Origin of the sequence: Novosphingobium meiothermophilum, assembly GCF_003171715.1 — a bacterium.
Lineage (GTDB): Bacteria > Pseudomonadota > Alphaproteobacteria > Sphingomonadales > Sphingomonadaceae > Novosphingobium > Novosphingobium meiothermophilum.
Window position 1 is genome coordinate 657,789 of record NZ_QGHL01000007.1, and the last position, 15,989, is coordinate 673,777.

17 protein-coding genes and 1 tRNA gene are annotated in these 15,989 nt (G+C 62.6%); 9 read left to right on the forward strand and 9 right to left on the reverse strand.

The features are described 5' to 3' along the window. Positions 1-6: 6 nt before the first annotated feature. Entirely contained in the window at positions 7-684 is a 678-nt protein-coding gene (locus DKM43_RS07130) for a response regulator transcription factor (RefSeq protein ID WP_109797731.1), read from the reverse strand. 127 nt (positions 685-811) lie between these two features. Then, complete coding sequence (locus DKM43_RS07135) at positions 812-1,108, reverse strand: PepSY domain-containing protein (protein WP_109797732.1); 297 nt, start codon at positions 1,106-1,108, stop codon at positions 812-814. A gap of 135 nt (positions 1,109-1,243) precedes the next feature. On the opposite strand from DKM43_RS07135, the gene DKM43_RS07140 reads away from it, so the two are divergent. Continuing rightward, entirely contained in the window at positions 1,244-3,049 is a 1,806-nt protein-coding gene (locus tag DKM43_RS07140) for an ABC-F family ATP-binding cassette domain-containing protein (RefSeq protein WP_109797733.1), read from the forward strand. A gap of 61 nt (positions 3,050-3,110) precedes the next feature. Here DKM43_RS07140 and DKM43_RS07145 read toward each other — a convergent pair whose 3' ends face one another. Continuing rightward, positions 3,111-4,937 (reverse strand): DUF885 domain-containing protein, encoded by a 1,827-nt coding sequence (locus DKM43_RS07145; protein WP_236632431.1) that lies wholly within the window; start codon positions 4,935-4,937, stop codon positions 3,111-3,113. Positions 4,938-5,212: 275 nt separating this feature from the next. On the opposite strand from DKM43_RS07145, the gene DKM43_RS07150 reads away from it, so the two are divergent. Together DKM43_RS07150 and DKM43_RS07155 are read left to right on the forward strand one after the other, a co-directional pair. Then, entirely contained in the window at positions 5,213-5,785 is a 573-nt protein-coding gene (locus DKM43_RS07150; protein WP_109797735.1) for a helix-turn-helix domain-containing protein, read from the forward strand. A 4-nt stretch (positions 5,786-5,789) separates the two neighbouring features. After that, positions 5,790-6,977 carry a glycosyltransferase gene (locus DKM43_RS07155; protein ID WP_109797736.1) on the forward strand — a complete coding sequence of 396 codons (1,188 nt, stop codon included), beginning with the start codon at positions 5,790-5,792 and terminating at the stop codon, positions 6,975-6,977. A 66-nt stretch (positions 6,978-7,043) separates the two neighbouring features. Here the strand turns inward: DKM43_RS07155 and secF are convergent, their stop codons facing one another. Genes secF through yajC form a run of 3 tightly spaced genes read right to left on the reverse strand, consistent with a single transcriptional unit; the run spans position 7,044 to position 10,002 of the window. Then, positions 7,044-8,021: a protein translocase subunit SecF gene (gene secF, locus DKM43_RS07160; RefSeq protein ID WP_109797737.1), complete on the reverse strand. Its 978-nt coding sequence runs from the start codon at positions 8,019-8,021 to the stop codon at positions 7,044-7,046. A 15-nt stretch (positions 8,022-8,036) separates the two neighbouring features. Then, positions 8,037-9,644 carry a protein translocase subunit SecD gene (gene secD, locus DKM43_RS07165; RefSeq protein ID WP_109797738.1) on the reverse strand — a complete coding sequence of 536 codons (1,608 nt, stop codon included), beginning with the start codon at positions 9,642-9,644 and terminating at the stop codon, positions 8,037-8,039. Positions 9,645-9,672: 28 nt separating this feature from the next. Next, a complete protein-coding gene (gene yajC, locus DKM43_RS07170; RefSeq protein ID WP_109797739.1) occupies positions 9,673-10,002 on the reverse strand; it encodes a preprotein translocase subunit YajC in 330 nt (109 codons plus the stop codon). Positions 10,003-10,252: 250 nt separating this feature from the next. Here yajC and DKM43_RS07175 point away from each other — a divergent pair. The 6 genes from DKM43_RS07175 (at position 10,253) to accC (ending at position 14,012) form a co-directional block, all read left to right on the forward strand. Next, a tRNA-Pro gene (locus DKM43_RS07175) sits at positions 10,253-10,329 on the forward strand. Positions 10,330-10,597: 268 nt separating this feature from the next. Further along, on the forward strand, positions 10,598-11,011 hold the full coding sequence (locus DKM43_RS07180) for a holin family protein (RefSeq protein WP_109797740.1): 414 nt from the start codon (positions 10,598-10,600) through the stop codon (positions 11,009-11,011). 73 nt (positions 11,012-11,084) lie between these two features. After that, entirely contained in the window at positions 11,085-11,444 is a 360-nt protein-coding gene (locus DKM43_RS07185; RefSeq protein ID WP_145960483.1) for a hypothetical protein, read from the forward strand. 141 nt (positions 11,445-11,585) lie between these two features. Further along, a complete protein-coding gene (aroQ, locus tag DKM43_RS07190) occupies positions 11,586-12,041 on the forward strand; it encodes a type II 3-dehydroquinate dehydratase (RefSeq protein WP_109797742.1) in 456 nt (151 codons plus the stop codon). Positions 12,042-12,163: 122 nt separating this feature from the next. Then, entirely contained in the window at positions 12,164-12,655 is a 492-nt protein-coding gene (gene accB / locus DKM43_RS07195) for an acetyl-CoA carboxylase biotin carboxyl carrier protein (protein WP_109797743.1), read from the forward strand. Positions 12,656-12,665: 10 nt separating this feature from the next. Further along, positions 12,666-14,012, forward strand: coding sequence for an acetyl-CoA carboxylase biotin carboxylase subunit (accC, locus tag DKM43_RS07200; RefSeq protein WP_109797744.1), 1,347 nt, complete (start codon positions 12,666-12,668; stop codon positions 14,010-14,012). A 58-nt stretch (positions 14,013-14,070) separates the two neighbouring features. Here the strand turns inward: accC and DKM43_RS07205 are convergent, their stop codons facing one another. The 3 genes from DKM43_RS07205 to gshB form a co-directional block, all read right to left on the reverse strand. Continuing rightward, on the reverse strand, positions 14,071-14,298 hold the full coding sequence (locus DKM43_RS07205; protein ID WP_109797745.1) for a hypothetical protein: 228 nt from the start codon (positions 14,296-14,298) through the stop codon (positions 14,071-14,073). Between the two features lie 84 nt (positions 14,299-14,382). Then, on the reverse strand, positions 14,383-14,997 hold the full coding sequence (locus DKM43_RS07210) for a DedA family protein (protein ID WP_109797746.1): 615 nt from the start codon (positions 14,995-14,997) through the stop codon (positions 14,383-14,385). A gap of 25 nt (positions 14,998-15,022) precedes the next feature. Further along, positions 15,023-15,970, reverse strand: coding sequence for a glutathione synthase (gshB, locus tag DKM43_RS07215; RefSeq protein WP_109797747.1), 948 nt, complete (start codon positions 15,968-15,970; stop codon positions 15,023-15,025). Positions 15,971-15,989: the final 19 nt, after the last annotated feature.

Genomic DNA, 15,989 nt, shown 5'->3' on the forward strand with positions numbered 1-15,989 from the left:
CCGCCCTTATCCGCGGGCCGGTTCTGCCGGATCGTCGAGACTGTAGCCAAGCCCGCGGATCGTGGTGATCACATCAGGCCCCAGCTTCTTGCGGATGCGCGTGACAAACACCTCGATCGTGTTGGAATCGCGGTCGAAGTCCTGATCGTAAATGTGCTCTATCAGTTCGGTGCGGCTGACGACCTTGCCCTTGTGATGCAGGAGATAGGACAGGAGCTTGTATTCCTGCGCGGTAAGCTTGACCGGCTCACCCTTGAGCGTGACGCGGCCGGAGCGCGTATCAAGGCGCACGTCACCTGCGGTCAGTTCGGATGACGAATTGCCCGATGCACGCCGGATCAGGGCGCGCAGGCGGGCAATCAGTTCCTCGGTCTGGAAAGGCTTGGCAAGATAGTCGTCGGCTCCGGCATCAAGCCCCGCGACCTTGTCGGACCAGCTGTCGCGCGCGGTAAGAACGAGCACGGGAAACTTTCGGCCTTCCTTGCGCCACATGCCGAGCACGGTCAGCCCGTCGATTTCGGGAAGGCCGAGGTCGAGAATCACCGCATCGTAATCCTCGGTAGAGCCCATGAAATGCCCGTCTTCACCATCGGTCGACAGATCGACCGCATAGCCATTGTGTTCGAGCGTGTTCTTGAGCTGCCTGCCGAGCGTGGGTTCATCCTCGACGATCAGAATGCGCATCTCTTGCCCCTTGCTGCGCGCCCGACGAGCGCGATCATGTGAAGCGGTAAATGGGACGGGAAACCTGAACGGTCAAGGAACACGGGCTTATGAACCGGTTCAGGAACCGCGCGCGCAACCGGGCCTGTTACCGGCTTTCGCCCAGCACCTGCCCGGTTCGCGCATCGACATCGACGAACATCACGCGGCCATCGCGGATGAACTTGAGGCGATAGACCATCGCTGTCGGATCATATTCGGGGCCAAGATACTGCATCCCCGGCTTGGTCGGCAAAATCCGCCGCTCTATATCGCGCAGGGAACGCACCGCCCCCGCGCGCAGATCGCGCCGTGCCTCGTTCTGCTCGTCCGGACGCTGCTGCGCCGAAATCGGCACCGGATATGCACCAAGCACGGCCATGAGAAGAAGAAGGGAGCGAAGCATGATGCGCCAATGCCTAAGCCTGCGGCCTTGAACAAGGTGTGAATGCAAAGAAGGTGTGCGTGAGGATGCAGCCACGTTGCGCCTGAAGTCCCCTCTTGCGTTGCGCATGATGCCCAGGGCCGCTAAGCGCGCGCCATGGCGGCACCAATACTCAGTTGGGAAGGGCTTGGCCTGCTTCAGGGCAATGGCTGGCTCTTCCAGAATCTCGATATTCACATCCAGCAGCGCGACAGGCTGGCCCTGATCGGGCGCAACGGCGCGGGCAAGACCACGCTGCTCAAACTGCTGGGCGGACAGATCGAGGCTGACCGCGGCACCCGCTCCATCCAGCCCGGCACGCGTATCGTGACGCTGGAACAGGATCCGTTCTTCACCGGCTTCGACACACTGATGGACTTTGCGCTTTCGGGCAAGGACGCTCCGCCCCGTCACGAGGTGGAAGCCATTGCCGGACAGCTCGGCATCGACATGAGCCGCAAGGCCGACAGCGCCAGCGGGGGCGAACGGCGCCGCGCGGCCTTGGCCCGCGCCTTGGCGAGCGAGCCTGACCTGCTGCTGCTGGACGAGCCGACCAACCATCTTGATCTTGCGGCGATCGACTGGCTGGAAGACTGGCTCCAGCGCTATCGCGGGGCCTTCGTGGTCATCAGTCATGACCGCACGTTTCTGGAACGCCTGACCAAGGCGACGCTCTGGCTGGACCGGGGATCGCTGCGCCGCAAGGAGATCGGCTTTGGCGGCTACGAGGCTTGGATGGAGCAGGTCTATGCCGAAGAGGCCCGCGCTGCCGACAAGCTGGACGCCAAGCTGAAGATCGAAGCGCACTGGCTTGAGCGGGGCGTTACCGCGCGGCGCAAGCGGAACATGGGACGGCTGGAGAAGCTTTACGAGATGCGCGCCCAGCGCGCAGCCATGCTCAATCCGCAGGGCACCGCGAAACTGGCACTGGCAAGCGACGACGAAGCCAGGAGCAAGGCCGTGATCGTGGCCGACAAGGTGAGCAAGTCGTTCGGCGACCGGCCCATCGTCAGGGACTTCACCCTGCGCATCACGCGCAAGGACCGCATCGGCGTGGTCGGGGCAAACGGCGCAGGCAAGACCACCCTGCTCAAGCTGCTCACCGGAGAACTGGCCCCCGACAGCGGCACGATAACCCTCGCCAAGACGCTGCAAGGCGTCATGATCGATCAGCAACGCAGCCTGATGGCCCCGGAAAAGCGTGTCCGCGACGTGCTTGCCGATGGCAGCGACTGGATCGACGTGCGCGGTGTGCGCAAGCACATCCAGGGCTATCTCAAGGACTTCCTGTTCGACCCCGGCCTGGTCGAAGCGCGGGTGGGGACGCTGTCAGGGGGGGAACGTTCGCGCCTGCTGCTGGCGCGTGAGTTCGCGCGCAAATCGAACCTGCTCGTGCTCGACGAGCCGACCAATGACCTCGATCTGGAAACGCTCGACCTCTTGCAGGAGGTGATAGCGGACTATGACGGAACGGTCCTGATTGTCAGCCACGACCGCGACTTTCTTGACCGGACGGTCACGATCACGCTGGGCATGGACGGTTCGGGCCGCGTTGATATTGTCGCGGGCGGCTATGCCGATTGGGAAAAGATCAGGAAGCAGCGCGAGGCGGGCAAACCTGTCGCAAAAAGCGGAGGAGAGAAAGCGACCAGCGCTGCGCCAACAGCCCCCTTGCCCGCACCGCCCGCAAAGAAGGGCAAACTGTCCTACAAGGACCAGCGGGACTACGAACTGTTGCCCGCACGGATCGAGGAACTCGACGCAGCGATTGCGCGCGGCGAAGCCCAACTGGCCGACCCGGACCTTTACGCGAAGGATCCGAAGAAGTTCGATGCCCTCATGACAGCACTCCAGAAGGTGCGCGCCGAAAAGGAAGCGGCCGAGGAGCGCTGGCTGATGCTGGCGGAAATGACCGAGGGCTGACATTTCCTTCAAGGCAGCCTGAAGCGCCTCCGCATCGACGCGGAGGCGCGACGCGCGGACGTCAGGCTTTCAGCAGGGCTGCCGTGCGCTCCTCGATCCGCTTTTCGAGTATCGAAAGTGGCATTGCGCCTTCGAGCAACACTTCGTGAAACTGCCGGATGTCAAACCGGTTGCCGAGCGCTTTCTGCGCCTTTTCCCGCGCCCGCAGCCACGCGATGTGCCCGATCTTGTAGCTGCACGCCTGCCCGATCGAGGTGCAGTAGCGCTCCACCTCGCGCAGGGTGCGCGGACGGGTGAAACCGGTAGTCCTAACCATATAGTCCGTTGCCTGCTCGCGGCTCCAGCGTTTTGTGTGCAGTCCCGTATCGACGACAAGACGCGTGGCACGGAACAGGAAGGACTGGAGATAGCCGGCCTTCTCGACTCCGTCATAGGCGCCCAGTTCATCGGCTACCTGCTCGGAATAGAGCGCCCAGCCTTCCGAGTAGGCCGAGAACCCGCCAGTCTTGCGGATCAGCGGAATGCTGGTTGAACGCTGGGCGAGGCTGATCTGGAGATGATGGCCGGGCGTGCCTTCATGATAGGTCAGCGAAGGCAGCGAATATTTCGGCCAGTCGGATACTTCCTTGAGATTGATCCAGTAGATTGCAGGACGCGTGCCATCCAGCGAAGCGGCATAATAATAGCCGTTTGCCGCCCCGTCCTGGATCTCGACCGGCACCGCGCGGATTTCGAGCGGCTGATCGGGCAAGGTGGCAAAGGCGCGCGGCAGCAGGGCATTCATCTTGGCCACCCCGGCGTTGAGGCTGGCAATCAGCGCGGCCCGTCCTTCCAGCGTATCGGCATAAAGCTGTTCCGGCAGGGTATTCAGCGCGGCAAGACGTTCGCCGACGGTGCCCTTGGTATATCCTGCTGCCTTCAGCACCTCATCAAGTTGGGCGGTCAATGCGGCAACCTGTTCAAGACCGATCCGATGGACTTCCTCAGGCGAGTAGTCGGTGGTCGTCGCCTGTCGCAAGGCAGCCGCATAGATTTCATCCCCGCGCGGAATGCGCCAGGCACCATCACCGGCCGCACTGGTCGGCTTCAACTGCTCAAGCAGAGCAATCTGGCGATCAATCGCCGGATAGACCCCATCCCGCACGGTCTCCTCGGCGCGGCGCTGCCAGTCGCCAGAAATCCCCTTGCGGGCGGCACGACGGACAAGCGACTGCACCATCAAGGAATCGCCCGGCTGCGGGCTGCGCAGCTTGCGCAATTGCAGAAGCGCAAGATCAAGCGACCAGGCAGGCGCGAGAATGCCTCTACCGGCCTGTTCGCGTTGCTCGGCAATATCGTTGTCGATCGCTGCGGGCAGCATGGCAAGACGCGCAAGATATGCCTCGGCATCCTCCACACTCTCAACCGGGTGGGTCGAATCTAGGAAGTCAGGAACACTGAAGGCCGCGCAAAAGCGCTGGGTGATGCGATAGGGCGACTGCGGATTGTCGACACCCAGACGCGGGCCATCGAGCCGCCGTTCAAGCTGATAGCGAACGACATCAAGATTGACCTTCATCGCCGGCGAAAGACGGTCGGGCCGGATTCTGGCAAGATCGGCCAAGGCGCGCCTTGTCTGCGCGATCGACGCTTCGCGCCCCGCAGCGCTGTTGTCGCCCAGCTTGAAGCGCAGCGATGCCATGTCACCCTTGTCCAGCCCCAGCGAGGTTGCATACTGCGGCGAAAGCATCATCTGATCGTTGAAGATGCGCGTGAACAGGGCATCGAGCCGGGCATCTTCCGACACGGGAGCCGCGGCGAAGGCAAGGCCGGGACGCAAGGCTACCGCGGCAGTGATAGCCGTCGAGCCCACAAAGAAACGGCGGGTAAGGTTGAAGGTCATACGCATCGTCTCCGAAGTGCGATAAATCGGCCTCGCGGTGGCATAATTTCAGATGCTTATCAAAGCATTTTCGTTGCATCTGTTACTGTGGCGGCAGCGTCCTTTCGCGTGGCGAAACGCATTTCAACCACAGGATGGAGTCGATCCGGCCGGAACCAGGAATCAAATGCCAGCAAGCGGAACGCAGCCGCTTTGTGCCATGCCTCCTCTTCAAGGGGCTTGTGTCGCCCTGCGGTTTGTAGGAAAGCAAAAAACACCGCTATGGTTAAACGGGTCGGGAAATGATCAATCGCATAAGGGATATCCGGCGCCAGAAGGGCATGACGCTTGCCGATGTGGCGGCGCGCTGTGATCCGCCAACGACCGCGCAGACCATTGGCCGACTGGAAACGGGGATGCGCTCGCTCTCGCTGGCATGGATGAACCGCATCGGCGCGGCGCTGGGGGTGGATCCGCAGCTTCTGGTCAAGGCTGACGAGGAAAGCCCCGCACGCATGGTAGCCCGGTTGGGGCCGCAGGGTGCCGAAGCGTTGGCAAGGCCGATGGACGCGATCCTGCCGGTAGCGCTCGATGGATCAGCGCGGCTCATGGCCATGGCGGTAGAGGCGAGTTCGGGCGAATATCGGGCAGGCGATCAGGTCTGGCTGCGCCAGATCGAACCCGATGATTTTGCCCGCGCCTTCAACCGCGACGTGCTGGCGCCGCGCCCCGGCGGGCGCTTCGTCTTCGGCCGCCTGATCGACCAGCGCGATGGCCGGGTGGCGCTGCTCCCGCCCGGCCCCGGCCAGCGGCAGGTGGTGATCGATCGGCCCGCATGGCTGGGCCTTGCCGAAATGCTCGTGCGCAAGCTGTAATCGCTTGAAACGCCTTCTTTCAATCTCGACGCTCTATCCCGCGCCGGGCCGCGCAGGCTTCGGCCGCTTCGTGGCGCGGCAGATGGAGGCGCTGGCAGCCCTTGACGACTGGCAGGTAACTGTCATCAACCCGATCGGCAGGCCGCCGGTGCGGATGGCGCGCTATGCCGCGCTCGATGCGATTCCCGAAATGGAAACGCATGGGCCGATCACCGTCCATCACCCGCGCTTCACGCTGGTGCCCGGCCTTTCCGGCCCGATCAACCCACGGCTCATCGCGCGGGCCATTGCCCCGCTGGCCCGGCGGCTGCACGGCGAAGGCCCGTTCGATCTGGTGGACGCGCAGTTCTTCTTTCCCGATGGACCGGCGGCCGCCAGCATTGCCCGGAGCCTTGGCCTTCCGCTTGCGATCAAGGCGCGCGGATCGGACATTCATCTGTGGGGCACGCGCAAGCTGGTGCGCCCCCAGATTCTCGAAGCAGCCCGACAGGCGACAGTCCTGCTCGCGGTTTCGCGCGCCCTCGCGCATGACATGATCGACATGGGAATGCCCGCAGAGAAAATCGCCGTCCATTACACGGGACTTGACCGGGAACGCTTCCGCCCTTTGCCGCGCGCCGGGGCAAGGCAACTGATTTCGGCCATACCGGCACTGCACGTCTGGTCAGTAGGCCGGATGCTGCTCAGCGTGGGGGCGCTCGTCCCGGTAAAGGGACAGGCTCTGGCGATCCGCGCGCTCACTCATCTGCCCGGCGATGTGCGGCTGGTCATTGCCGGAAGCGGCAGCGAGGAAGGTGCGCTGCGCGCGCTGGTGGGCGCGCTTGGGCTTGAGGACCGGGTCCAGATCATCGGCGCGGTGGACCACGATCTTCTTCCGCACCTCCTGTGCGCGGCCGATGTCATGGTATTGCCGTCCGAGCGCGAAGGACTTGCCAATGCCTGGATCGAGGCGCTGGCCTGCGGGACGCCAGTGGTCATTCCCGATGTCGGCGGAGCGCGCGAGGTCGTGTGCGATGCAAGTGCCGGCCGGATCGCTGCGCGCACCCCCGAAGCGATTGCGCAGGCCATTGCCGAAATCCTTGCCGATCCACGCTCGCAGGAGGCCGTCGCCGCCAATGCCGAGCGCTTCAGCTGGAGCGCAAATGCCGAAGCGCTCGCCGGATTGTATGAAAAGGCGGCGGCAAGGGCCTGATCCTCACCGCCGCCTTCAAATCCATCTGTCCGCCGGAACTGCCCGGCCTTGACGCATCCAGGAAGGTCAGGCCCTCTCGCGCGCCAGCCGCTCCTGCTTTTCCAGCGCCGTTTCGGTAGGAACGAAGCTGTTCGGATTGACCTTTAGCCAGATCAGGATCGGTGCGGCCATATAGACCGAACTGTAGGTGCCAACGAAAATGCCGAGCGTGATTGCCGCCGTAAAGCCGAAGATCACATCCGGGCCAAGCAGCAGAAGCGCAACAAGCGTGATCAGCAGCGAAACCGAAGTCACGATGGTGCGGGCCAGAGTCTCGTTCACCGACAGATCGAGCAGTTCCGGCATGGGCATCCGGCGGAACTTCTTCATGTTTTCGCGGATACGGTCATAAACGACGATAGTGTCGTTCAGTGAATACCCGATCAGCGTGAGCAGAGCCGCCACGATGTTGAGATCGAACTCCATCCCCGTAAGCGCGAACATGCCCAGCGTAAGCGACACGTCATGGACGAGCGCGAAAAGCGCGCCCACACCGAACTGCCATTCGAAGCGAAGCCAGATATAGGCTGCCACCGCGATCGAGGCGAAGCCCAGCGCCTTGAACGCATCCCACCCCAGTTCCTTGGACACCTTGCCCGAAACGGAATCGACGCCATCGATGCGCGCATCGGCGTGGTTCTTGCGGATCTCGGCGGTGATCGTGCGCGCCATCTTGTCCGAGAGCGAGGCATCGCTTTCGGCCCCTTCGGGCAGCTTCATGCGGATCGAGATCTCGTTCGGCTTGCCGAAGCGCTGGATCACCGGCTCGCCATAGCCGAGCTTGCCCACCTGCTGCCGCAATTCGGCAACGGGCGCCTCTGCGCTGCGTTCGAACGTGACGCGAATCATCTGGCCGCCGATGAAATCGACTCCGAGATTCAGCCCCTTCGACAGCACCAGCCCCCACGAGGCCGCGATCAGCAGCATGCTGACGATGTAGAAGGGCACACGCCACCTGAGGAACTGGATGTTCGTGTTGTCGGGGACAAGCTTGAGGAGTTTCACGGGATTTGCCTCCTCTTACAGGGCGATTTCAGTGGGACGGGCGCGGCGCAGCCACTGCGCCACCCACATGCGCGTGAGGGTGACTGCCGTGAAGACCGAAGTCATCACGCCGATGATGAGCACCACAGCGAAGCCCTTGATCGGACCTGAGCCGAACGCAAACATCAGAACGGCGGCAATCACGTTGGTGATGTTGGCATCGAAGATGGCGCGGCTCGCTTCGGAATAGCCAAGCTCCACGGCCTGCACGACCTTGCGGCCGCGATGCCGCTCCTCGCGGATGCGCTCGTTGATGAGCACGTTGGCATCGACCGCGGCGCCGATGGTCAGCACGAAGCCGGCAATGCCCGGCAGCGTCAGCGTGGTGCCGATAACCCCCATGATGCCGATGATCATCAGAACGTTCAGGATCACCGCCACGTTGGCATAGACGCCGAAACGCCCGTAGGTGACGAGAATGAAAACGATCAGCGCAAGCGTGCCCACGCCCATCGCGATCATCCCCTTGCGGATCGAATCCGCTCCCAGATCAGGCCCAACGGTGCGCTCTTCCACCACCTTGAGATCCACCGGCAGCGCGCCCGAACGCAGCGAAATGGCAAGCTGGTTGGCGCTTTCGGTGGTGAAGCGGCCCGAAATGATCGCGCTCCCGCCAAGGATCGGTTCGTTGATGACTGGCGCAGAGAGCACCTTGCCATCGAGGATGATCGCAAACTGCTTGCCCACGTTCTGCGTGGTCAGCTTGGCGAACTTGGCCCCGCCTTCAGTGTTGAAGGTGATGTTGACGACAGGTTCGTTGGTCTGCTGGTTATTGGTCTGCTGGGCATTGGTAAGCTGATCGCCGCGAATGCCGCCCAGCCGCTTGACGGCGATGGCGGGAACACCCCCGCCCTCGGCAGGATTGGCGAAAGGCACGATCTCGCTGCCCGGAGGCGCGATGCCCTGCGCCACGTCAGATGGCAGCGCGGTGGTATCGACCAGCTTGAACTCCAGCTTCGCGGTCTGCCCCAGAAGGTTCTTCAGCGCCTGCGGATCCTGAAGGCCCGGCACCTGCACGACGATGCGCGTGGGGCCGGAACGGATGATGGTCGGCTCCTTGGTGCCCAGCGCATCGATGCGCTTGCGCACCACCTCGACCGCCGTATCCATGGCCTGCGTCACCGCCTGATTGATGCCTGCCTCGGTGGGGGTCAGCACGAAGCGGTTTCCATCCGAAACGTTGATGTCCCAGTCGCGCTGTCCGGTCAGCCCTGCCCCGTTGGTGAGCGGCAGGATTGCCTCGCGGGCGGCATCGACCTGCGTGGCATCGGCCACGATGAACGTCAGCGCACCATCGCGATTGGAAATGTCGCCGATGCGGATCGGCTTGCTTTCCTGCTTCAACTTGTTCCGAACCGATTCTTCCATGCCTTCGATACGCTGGCGGCGCACCTGCGCAGGATCGGCTTCAAGCAGGATGTGGCTGCCGCCGGCGAGGTCGAGTCCGAGGTTGACTTTGGGTTCAGGCAGCGACGAAGGCCAGGAAAGGCCCGCCATGGAGGCAAGCGAAGGAATGGCGGCCGCAACGCAGACAATCGTCACGAACCAGAGCCAGATCACCTTCCAGCGCGGAAAATCGAGCATCGGCGGGCAGCTTTCGGATCAGGTTGGATCAGTCGTTGGCAGGAGCACTGCCGGGGGGCGGCAGAATGTCACCGATGGTGGCACGCACGGCCTTGACCTTAACATTAGGGCCAAGTTCAAGTTCGACATAGTGATCGTCGAGCTTGACGACCTTGCCGATGAGACCGCCTGCCGTGACCACCATGTCGCCCTTCTTCATGGCGGCAATCTTGGCCTTGTGCTCCTTCTGCTGGCGCATCTGCGGGCGCAGGATCAGGAACCAGAAGATGAAGCCCATCGCCACAAGCGGCAGGAAGCTCATCCAAGCGGGCGGCTGGCCGGCATTGGCGGCAGCGGCGGAAAGCGTGCTTAACATCATGTGTTCCGTTTCTGGGATCGGACCTGCGGGATTGCAACCGTGCCCGCAGCGGTTTTCACCCGGCCCGGCGCGGCTGCCTTCGAGGCGGGGCGGTTAGCAGCTTGGCGGCGGCAAGGCAATGAACCGCCATGCGATGGGCGGCAACCGTCCGGTGATGGTGAACGCAGCGGCCTTTTGCGAAAGGCACGGACTTTTGCAAAATCGACCGCTTGCCAAGCCCGCAAGCCCTGCCTATAGGCGCGCTTCCGGTCGGGACGTAGCGCAGCCTGGTAGCGCATCACACTGGGGGTGTGGGGGTCGGAGGTTCGAATCCTCTCGTCCCGACCAAATTGCCGACACATCACGGACTATTCCCTCACTGGCGCCGCGGGCACGGGCAGGCAGGATTTACTTCGACTGGCGCGGCGGGCGTGCGATTCTGCACGAGCTTTGCCGAAGCCCGAAGTCCGCTTCTCTTCTCGAATTGCTGGATCAGGGCGCACTGTGTCTCACCGCTGCCGCCCAAGCAAAGCGCTCGCGATGGCGTGGCGCTTTCCTACACGAACCAATTTGATTATCTGATGACGCGTCTTTCGACAGGTAGGGACGCGGTGTCATGTCTATTCTCGAAGCGATTATTTCTCCGGTTTCGGCAATCATCGACAAGGTGATTCCCGACAAGGAGGCGCGCGACAAGGCGAAGCTTGAGCTGTTGCGGCTTGAAGGATCGCAGGAGCTGGAACTTCTGCGCACGCGCATGTCGGCCATTGTCACGGAAGCATCCTCGACCGATCCCTGGACAAGCCGCGCGCGGCCGGGGTTCATGTATGTGATGTATGTGATGCTGCTCTGGTCATTGCCGATGGGCCTGATCGCGGCCTTCCGCCCTGAGGCGGCACAGAACATCGCGGCCGGAATCAACGGCTATCTTCATGGCTTGCCGGAACCGCTCTATGCGCTGTTCGGCACCGGATACCTTGGCTACACGGCGGCGCGCCAGTGGGGAAAGGCGAAAGGCACCGATCGCTAGTCCGGCAAAGCGCCTATGGCAGGGTATGAACTTGGTTAGTTTCTGGTAACTTCCGTCTGCTATGCCCTGCCTCATGAGCAATAGTCTTGTCAGTGCGATGCAGGTGGCGAAATCTGCCGGGACGGAACGGCTGCGCATCGGTGCCTGCGCCCTGCTGGCCCTGTCTGCTGTTCTTTCCGGTTGCGGCGGCAAGGAGACCGATCCGAAGATCGAAGCGCGCCTTGCCGCGGTGGAAGCCAAGGCTGCTTCAGCCGACCGGCGTGCGCGCGAGGCTGTCAATGCCGTGCGACAGGGAAACCCGGCGGCAGTCGCCAACTTTGGCCCGGACACCGGCTTCGGCGATGAGCAGGATGCAAATCCCTATATGGATCCGGGCAACGGCGGCTTCGAAGGCGGCAGCGAAGTGCCGGAAAGCCCTGCCATAGGCCAATAATGCCTCGGCTACGTTAAAGTCCTGCCCCCACGATATCGTCCCGCCGCTGACCTTGCTCCATCAGGAGCTTCGCGGCAGCACGGGCTTGCGTCACCCCGAACAACGGCTATCACGGCAGCCCCACATCTTCGAGGTGACTGCATGAGCCTGTCCGACGACACGCGGAGCGCGACCGTATTCGTGCTCAACGGCCCCAACCTCAACCTGCTTGGTCTGCGCGAGCCGGATATTTACGGCGCTGATACGCTTGATGACATCGCCGGGATGCTGGAAGATCGGGGGCGGACCCTGGGCCTTGAGATCGACATGCGCCAGTCCAACCATGAAGGCCATCTGGTCGACTGGCTGCACGAAGCGCAGGCCGATGGCGCAAAGGCAGTCCTGCTCAATGCCGGGGCCTATACCCATACGTCCATCGCGCTCCACGATGCGATCAAGGCCATCACCGTACCGGTGATCGAAGTGCATCTGTCCAACCCCCACCGACGCGAGGGGTTCCGCCATCGCTCCTATGTGGGCATGGCAGCGAAAGGCACGATCGCGGGCTTTGGCGCGGGCAGCTATCTTGTCGCGCTTGAAGCGGCAGCGCTGCTCTGACCGGCCTCGCGGCATAAGGTTTTTCCACCCCGCCGCCCCCGCCACCCCTTGCCAGCCTTGCATCTTGGCGGCATGGCGCAGGGCCTGAAACACCATTCGCATTCTTATCCGCGAGGAAAAACATGGGTCACGAGCGCGGCGACAAGGCCGAGAAGATGGCGATCGACAGCACGCTGGTGCGTGAACTGGCAGAGCTGCTGGCAGAAACGGGCCTGTCGGAGATCGAAGTGGAAGACGGCGAGCGCAAGATCCGCGTCGCCCGCCAGATTAGCGCGGCCCCGGTAGCACAAGTGGCCGTAGCCGCACCCGCACCAGCCGCCGCACCTTCCGCCGCCGCTGCGCCTGCTCCGGCGGCCCAGGCACCGACAGCCGCAGATCACGCAGACGCCGTGAAATCTCCGATGGTCGGCACCTGCTACCTTGCGCCAGAGCCGGGGGCGGCGAACTTTGTCACGGTGGGGCAGACGGTGAAGGCCGGGGAAACGCTGCTCATTATCGAGGCGATGAAGGTCATGAACCCGATCACCGCGCCTGCTGCGGGCGTGGTCAAGGCCATCCTCGTCGAGAACGCGCAGCCGGTCGAGTTCGACCAGCCGCTGGTCGTGATCGCGTAAAGGCCCGCTCATGGCCATCAAGCGCCTGCTTATCGCCAACCGAGGCGAAATCGCGCTGCGCATCCATCGCGCCGCGCATGAAATGGGCATCGAGACGGTTGCAGTGCATTCCACGGCCGATGCCGACGCAATGCACGTGCGCCTTGCCGATCATGCTGTCTGTATCGGCCCGCCTGCCGCCAAGGACAGCTATCTAAACGTGGCGGCGATCATTTCGGCGGCCGAGATCACCCATGCCGACGCGATCCACCCCGGCTACGGCTTCCTTTCGGAAAACGCCAAGTTCGCCGAGATCGTCGAAGCACACGACATCACCTGGATCGGCCCCAAGCCCGAACACATCCGCACCATGGGCGACAAGATCGAGGCCAAGCGCACCGCAGGCGCGCTCGGCCTGCCGCTGGTGCCCGGATCGGACGGCGCGGTATCCGATCTTGCCGAAGCCAAGGCAATTGCCGAGGCGGCGGGCTATCCGGTGATCATCAAGGCCGCATCGGGCGGCGGCGGGCGCGGCATGAAGGTGTGCCACAGCCCCGACCAGCTCGAAACGCTGATGCAGCAGGCAGGCAATGAGGCAAAGGCGGCGTTCGGCGATGCGACCGTCTATATCGAGAAGTATCTTGGCAATCCGCGCCATATCGAGTTCCAGATCTTTGGTGATGGCAGGGGCAACGCGATCCATCTGGGCGAGCGTGACTGTTCGCTTCAGCGCCGGCACCAGAAGGTTCTGGAAGAAGCACCCTCGCCCGTCATCTCGGCCGAAGAACGCAGCCGCATGGGCGGGATCGTGGCCAAGGCCATGGCCGACATGGGCTATCGCGGCGCAGGAACGATCGAGTTCCTGTGGGAGAACGGCGAGTTCTACTTCATCGAGATGAACACCCGCCTTCAGGTGGAGCATCCTGTCACGGAAGCGATAACCGGTGTGGACCTTGTGCGAGAACAGATCCGCATTGCCGATGGCAAGCCGCTTTCGGTGAGGCAGGAGGAGATCGAGTTCAAAGGGCACGCCATAGAGTGCCGCATCAATGCCGAAGACCCCTTCACCTTTGCACCCTCGCCGGGGCTGGTGAAGAGCTATCACGCTGCGGGCGGCATGCACGTGCGCGTCGATTCAGGCCTTTATGCCGGATACCGCATACCGCCATACTACGATTCGATGATCGCCAAGCTGATCGTCTATGGCCGCACCCGCGAAGGCTGCATCATGCGCCTGAAGCGTGCGCTGGAGGAAATGGTGATCGAAGGACCGAAGACCTCGATCCCGCTGCACCAGCGCCTGCTGAGCGAGCCGGATTTCCTGAGCGGCGACTATTCGATCAAGTGGCTGGAAGAGTGGCTGGCAAAAGACGCATGACACGCCCTTCCCTGCTGAAAGTGAAAAGCCCCCGCATCCACGGGGGCTTTTTTCTCATTCAGTCATCCTCGCCATTCAGTGGCAGACGCGCACGGATCGCGCGCCATGGCGGATCGGGCCGGTCGTTCTTCACCAGGATTGCCTCAACCTCGTCGAACTCTTCAAGTTCAAGTGCCTCGGTAACACTGAGCGGGAAATAGACGTTCTCGTCGTTGTCCATCCGCACCGCATAAGCGCCGCGCCCTTCTTCGCTGCGCGTGACGATGCATACTGCCTTTGCTGCCATGAATGCTGATACCTTTGTGTTTGATAGATTTGATATGCCAACGTGGCGCTGACAGCTATGTGATTGGTGCGGTGTCCCCTGCTGTCAAGCATCGCCGCCGTCACCCTTCGGCTTCCACGTCACCACCCGCCAGAGATAACCGGCGAGCACCACCGCAAGCGTCGCCGTGGCGACCGGCCCGGTAAAACGATCCAGTTCACTGAAATTGCGGCCAAGAAAATATCCTGCCCCTGCCAGAACGGCATTCCAGATGGCTGCCCCCGCGAAAGTGAACAGCAGAAAACGGACGTGGCCCATGCGGGTGAGACCCGCAGGTAGCGAGATCATGGTGCGCATGAACGGCGCAAACCGGACCGCGAAAACCACCCATTGCCCATGACGCCGGAAGAAGCGGACGATGGCCTCCACATCCTGCCAGTCCATGGTCAGCCAGCGGCCGAAGCGATCGACCAGCGGGCGCAGGCGCTCATACCCCAGCTTTCGGCCGACCAGATACCAGACGTAATTGCCAAGTGTCGAACCGGTCGTGGCCGCTGCCATGAGCGGCCAGAACTCCATCCGCCCCCGTGCCACGGCAATGCCGCCCAGCCCCATGATGACTTCCGAAGGGATCGGCGGAAACACGTTCTCGATGACCATCAGGAACGCGATGCCCCAATAGCCGCCTCCTTCGATCAGCCAGACGATCCATTCGTTCAACGGCCTGCACGCCCTGATATGCGGATCACAATCGGCGCTCGATCGCGTCCCAGATCATGCCCGCGGTATCGGTCCCGTTGAACCTGTCGATGGCGACAATTCCGGTTGGCGATGTCACGTTTATCTCGGTCAGCCACTTTCCGCCAATGACATCGATCCCGACAAAGATCAGTCCCAGCCGCTTGAGCTGCGGACCCAGCACGGCGCAGATTTCCTGCTCCTGCGGGGTCAGTTCCGTCTTTTCGGCATAACCGCCGACGGCCAGATTGGAACGGAACTCGCCCTCGCCCGGCTTGCGGTTGATCGCGCCCGCCACTTCGCCATCGACCAGAACGATGCGTTTGTCGCCGCTCGCCACTTCGGGAAGGAATGCCTGCACCATATGCGGCTCAGGCCAGGTCAGGTTGAAAACCTCGAACAGTGCGCCAAGGTTGTCACCCTCAGGCCCTACCCGGAAAATCGCCTTCCCGCCGTTGCCGTGAATGGGCTTCACCACCACCGCGCCGTGCTTTTTCTGAAAGGCACGCACTTCATCGACCGACCGGGTGACGATCGTGGGCGGCATGAAGCGGCGGTAGTCAAGCACCATGACCTTTTCGGGCGCGTTGCGCACGCTGCGCGGGTTGTTGACCACCAGCGTCTCGCCCTCGATCCGTTCAAGCAGGTGGGTCGCGGTGATGTAGCCCATGTGGAAGGGCGGATCCTGCCGCATCAGAACCACGTCGACATCGCGGCCAAGATCAAGCCTGCGCGTCGCGCCAGCGCTGAAATGATCCCCGACGACCCGCTGCACCTTCACCGGCACGGCATGCGCAATCAGCCGGTCGTCCTCGTCAAGCGTGAGCGAGCCGACATCGTAGTGAAACACCTCGTGCCCGCGGGCTTGCGCCGAAAGCATCAGGGCAAAGCTCGAATCCCCGGCAATATTGATCGATTGAAGCGGGTCCATCTGGACCGCAACACGCAAGGCCATGCACCACCATCCCGCAAAC

Excerpts from the sequence above, each read along its gene's own strand:
- DKM43_RS07130 (WP_109797731.1), bottom strand. The coding sequence starts at position 684 with ATGCGCATTCTGATCGTCGAGGATGAACCCACGCTCGGCAGGCAGCTC.
- DKM43_RS07135 (WP_109797732.1), bottom strand. The coding sequence starts at position 1,108 with ATGCTTCGCTCCCTTCTTCTTCTCATGGCCGTGCTTGGTGCATATCCG.
- DKM43_RS07140 (WP_109797733.1), top strand. The coding sequence starts at position 1,244 with ATGGCGGCACCAATACTCAGTTGGGAAGGGCTTGGCCTGCTTCAGGGC.
- DKM43_RS07145 (WP_236632431.1), bottom strand. The coding sequence starts at position 4,937 with ATGCGTATGACCTTCAACCTTACCCGCCGTTTCTTTGTGGGCTCGACG.
- DKM43_RS07150 (WP_109797735.1), top strand. The coding sequence starts at position 5,213 with ATGATCAATCGCATAAGGGATATCCGGCGCCAGAAGGGCATGACGCTT.
- secD (WP_109797738.1), bottom strand. The coding sequence starts at position 9,644 with ATGCTCGATTTTCCGCGCTGGAAGGTGATCTGGCTCTGGTTCGTGACG.
- yajC (WP_109797739.1), bottom strand. The coding sequence starts at position 10,002 with ATGATGTTAAGCACGCTTTCCGCCGCTGCCGCCAATGCCGGCCAGCCG.
- DKM43_RS07180 (WP_109797740.1), top strand. The coding sequence starts at position 10,598 with ATGTCTATTCTCGAAGCGATTATTTCTCCGGTTTCGGCAATCATCGAC.
- DKM43_RS07185 (WP_145960483.1), top strand. The coding sequence starts at position 11,085 with ATGAGCAATAGTCTTGTCAGTGCGATGCAGGTGGCGAAATCTGCCGGG.
- aroQ (WP_109797742.1), top strand. The coding sequence starts at position 11,586 with ATGAGCCTGTCCGACGACACGCGGAGCGCGACCGTATTCGTGCTCAAC.
- accB (WP_109797743.1), top strand. The coding sequence starts at position 12,164 with ATGGGTCACGAGCGCGGCGACAAGGCCGAGAAGATGGCGATCGACAGC.
- accC (WP_109797744.1), top strand. The coding sequence starts at position 12,666 with ATGGCCATCAAGCGCCTGCTTATCGCCAACCGAGGCGAAATCGCGCTG.
- DKM43_RS07205 (WP_109797745.1), bottom strand. The coding sequence starts at position 14,298 with ATGGCAGCAAAGGCAGTATGCATCGTCACGCGCAGCGAAGAAGGGCGC.
- gshB (WP_109797747.1), bottom strand. The coding sequence starts at position 15,970 with ATGGCCTTGCGTGTTGCGGTCCAGATGGACCCGCTTCAATCGATCAAT.